Below are 3,738 nucleotides of genomic sequence, written 5' to 3'. Positions count from 1 at the left end.
GCTTTTTATAAAACGCTTTGTCAAAAAACAACCATGACAAATTTAGCTTTACGTTTGCTTATTTTGACAGGTGTTCGTGCTTTTCCCTTATGTCATATTCGTGAAGATCAAGTTGAGGGGGATATATGGACAATCCCTGCTGAGAATATGAAAGGAAGACGTGATGCTACAACAGAGTTTCGTGTGCCCTTATCAACAGAAGCATTAGACATTCTAAAACAAGCGCGCTCGCTTTCTCGCAATGATTTTCTTTTATCTGGAACCGGTCGTGGTCCCCTTGCTGAGAATTGCATGTCTATTTACATGAAAAAAAATAAACTTGCTGCCTGCCCCCATGGATTTCGTTCTAGTTTACGCAATTGGCTTGCTGAAACAACCGATGCCCCCTATGAGGTCGCTGAAACTATTCTAGCTCATACAGTGGGTGGTAAAGTAGAGCGCTCCTATCGTCGTACTGATTATTTAGAACAACGCCGTGTCTATATGGATAAATGGGCGGCTTATGTCACAGGTCAAGCTTAAGATATGGGGTGTAATACCCCATTATCTGTGGATAACTTTTTCTCTCTCTTCTCTCATTCTTTCTCAATGAGACTCATAAATTATCACATCAGAAAATGTATGATAAAATACTGTTTTCTATAGACTAAATACCTTTCCAGTGATTCAAAAATATGGTTAATAAATACTTATGATTTGTTCCCATTTTTACTCTTGAAAGGAAATTACTATGATAGAAAATGATATTCTTTTAACTGACCGTGAAAGTGCAAAATTGCTTCATATGAGTGTTTCAACATTCCGCCGTCATGTGACCAATGGCTCTTTACCAAAGCCTTTAAAATTTGGTTTTTTATCGCGTTGGTTACAATCAGATCTTTTGAATGTTATAGAGCAAGCTAAACAGCAACGTTATAACGACGTCGCATAAAAGAAAACCTTGTCACGTAAGGACGGACAAGGCTTTCCATTTTCACTCAAAGAATGAATAGCAAAATCCGTCCTATGGTGCAATATTCATAGGATAAAAAACATGTTATCTTTCACGAATGCTCAGGGCATTACACGTGCCTTGCGCGGGGTTTGGCATGGGCGTTATGGAACAGCCCGTTGCCCTACTCATGATGATAGGCTGCCTAGTTTATCTATTTCTAATGGAAATGATGGGCGTCTTTTACTCACTTGTTATGCTGGCTGTTCTTTTAGAGAGATTATACAAGCGCTTAGAAGAATTGGCTTGCTGGGAAAACAAGCCTTTGTTGATAAAGCCTATGATCACACGCTCTCTTTCTCAAAACAGTTTTGTGCTGATCTCAAGCGAGCAAAACAGAAAGCAGAGAGAGCAAAAGCAATTTGGCAACAAAGCCAACCAATCAAAAATACTTTAGCAGAAACCTATTTACGTATGCGGGGTATTACTTGTGAATTGCCTGCTGATTTACGCTTTCACGACAAATGTCCGCACCCCTTAGGAATAACACTACCCGCGTTGGTAGCGCTTGTTAAGGGGGCTGGTTCCTTTGCCATTCATAGAACCTTTTTAAAAGACAATGGCTGCAAAACAGATCAGAGACCAGCAAAAGCCATGTTGGGATCTGTTATGGGCGGTGCTGTGCATTTAAGCCAAGACAATCCAAAACATCTGGTTATTTGTGAGGGCAAAGCAACCTTTTTTGAGGTCTTTAAAACAATCACGTAAAACTCTTTATATAACATTCTCATCAAGTATTTTTTTCCAAAAGAAAATGATCTAAGTGACTTTGTAAAAAGAGTTTTATCATTTTTGTCAGTCCATTCTAGCCCCTATATTATTTTTAAAATGAGAAAAAATAAAAAGCACTATATTTCAATATGTTATAATTTTATAAATATACCTGATAGAGAAAATAGAACTCATAAATACAATCAATAGTATATATTTATCGTTTTTTATCAGTACTCTGTCAGTAAATTGACCTGAAAAAAGTGATAATTTTAATGACATATAAAACCTATCAAAATACTTATTATGATATTTTAAAAGCACATAGTGCATTTGTCTTGAATGATGTGTGAAATAAATAACAAATTCCACTATTCTGCTACTGATAAGCATAATTTATAAAATTTATTTAAAGAAATTTATCGGTTTTCGTGTGTTTTTGCTTATTTTGTTATCGATATTTCTTTTGAATCAATTTAATAGATCTCATTTCGTCCCTTTATGGTCTTTGATCACAACATGCGCCAATAGAGTTTATTACAATATTCTTTAATCTATTAAGTCTGATAATAAATAAGTTACTTTACGCTCTCCTTTAGAGTTCCACCGTGAAAAGGCAACATCACCCCGTGAATTAGGAACCATGTTTGAAAACCTTTAAAGGCTTATTTGACGCAAGCCTTCATTCAAAAGAAAGAACACGAAACAGTTCAGATTTACTGTGAGTAGGCTAAAGAGCGTGAAGAGGAGGGGTGTGACATTGGCATCAACCTTGTGGCTAAAATTCGTGATTATGCTGCTATTTTCCTAACTCTACTTTGGGGCGATAAGACCCTCTTTGGCTAGTTTTTCAACAGTTGTTTCAGCAACGTCTACTATGAGATCAGAAAACGATGCAAAAGCATTTCCATCGCTAGTGCCGTTTGCTACCCATATGGCTTCTTTGTTTTTTGTATTGTTAATAAGTAAAACACTAACACTTATGCCGGGCTTATCAATATTATATCCACCGCTCACATAACCTGGTGTCGTCTCAGTTTTTATGGTAGCAAAGTTTCCAAATCCCGAAATAGTACTTGTAGAGGTTCCCGGATGATATGTTGGCGGGATATATGTCTGCGATATAGCACGATTATCAACGCTAACTATGAGGAGTGCATCTGCGCCTTTATTTGTTATAATTTTCCCTTTCTCTTTATAGGAATAATTACGAGTTGGAGGGAAAAGTTCTAATTCTCTCAATATCTGTACATTGTATTTAACAAGCGATTTCTCAAAGGTGTCTTCAAGTGCTTTTTGCTCAGAAATAGACATGCCAAAACCTAATATGACCATCTTTTTCGTTTGAAATCTTCCCTTGTAGTTTGGATCAACAATTCCGTTCAAATGTGTTATAGGACCACAAGCTGTGAGTATTAACAAACAAAGTAAAACAGAAAACTTCATCATCATAAACCTTTGATTAATGTCAAATGATTAATATCAAAAGTCTAATAATGTATTTATAATTCAAATTAAAGATATGATTTGAACTTTTAAATATTTTTTTTAGATTGTTTTGAGAAATTTAAAAAACTATTTTCAATAGAATACGCTTCTTTTTTTATGATCTTCTCATCAAGGAACTTTTCTCCAAAAGCAAATGATCTGAGTGGCTTTGTAAAAAGAGTTTTGTCAGTCTTGTCAGTTAACTCTAAACCCTATAGCATTTTTTTCAAACGGTAAAAAATAAAAACATTATTTTTCAATATGTTAGTATTTTAATGATACAACCCTTATTAAAACACAACCCATAAATTCAATCAATAATATATATTTGTCAGTTATCTGTCAGTAAATTGAACTGACAAAAGTGTTCATTTCAATGACGCATAAAACCTATCAAATGATCATTCTGATGTTTTTAAATACATAGTGCATTCGTCTTGAATGATATGTGAAATAAATAGCAAATTTCACTATTCTGTTGTTGATCTGACTTACGTCATAGGCTGTGGATAAAGAGCCTTTTAAACCCTTTTTGAAAAAAAATATCC

Annotated in this window: 3 protein-coding genes and 2 pseudogenes; 4 read left to right on the top strand and 1 reads right to left on the bottom strand. The window is 34.9% G+C overall.

From position 1 onward, the window contains the following. The 4 genes and pseudogenes from PVV64_RS10080 to PVV64_RS10065 all read left to right on the top strand — a co-directional run. The coding region (locus tag PVV64_RS10080) for a site-specific integrase (protein WP_273760854.1) at window positions 1-522 on the top strand (522 nt) is incomplete at its 5' end. A 208-nt stretch (window positions 523-730) separates the two neighbouring features. After that, complete coding sequence (locus PVV64_RS10075; RefSeq protein WP_139413266.1) at window positions 731-931, top strand: AlpA family transcriptional regulator; 201 nt, start codon at window positions 731-733, stop codon at window positions 929-931. Window positions 932-1,033: 102 nt separating this feature from the next. Then, window positions 1,034-1,669: pseudogene (locus tag PVV64_RS10070) on the top strand (virulence-associated protein E); the annotation flags it as partial. Window positions 1,670-2,258: 589 nt separating this feature from the next. Continuing rightward, a pseudogene (locus PVV64_RS10065) lies at window positions 2,259-2,506 on the top strand (hypothetical protein); the annotation flags it as partial. A 9-nt stretch (window positions 2,507-2,515) separates the two neighbouring features. Here the strand turns inward: PVV64_RS10065 and PVV64_RS10060 are convergent. Continuing rightward, window positions 2,516-3,148 (bottom strand): hypothetical protein, encoded by a 633-nt coding sequence (locus PVV64_RS10060; protein WP_273760853.1) that lies wholly within the window; start codon window positions 3,146-3,148, stop codon window positions 2,516-2,518. Between the last annotated feature and the right edge of the window lie 590 nt (window positions 3,149-3,738).

It is taken from the genome of Bartonella sp. ML70XJBT.G (genome assembly GCF_028618575.1).
Taxonomy (GTDB): domain Bacteria; phylum Pseudomonadota; class Alphaproteobacteria; order Rhizobiales; family Rhizobiaceae; genus Bartonella.
The sequence above is the reverse complement of the archived record's forward strand: the minus strand, read 5'-3'. Positions and strand labels throughout refer to the sequence as shown.

Excerpts from the sequence above, each read along its gene's own strand:
- PVV64_RS10075 (WP_139413266.1), top strand. The coding sequence starts at position 731 with ATGATAGAAAATGATATTCTTTTAACTGACCGTGAAAGTGCAAAATTG.
- PVV64_RS10060 (WP_273760853.1), bottom strand. The coding sequence starts at position 3,148 with ATGAAGTTTTCTGTTTTACTTTGTTTGTTAATACTCACAGCTTGTGGT.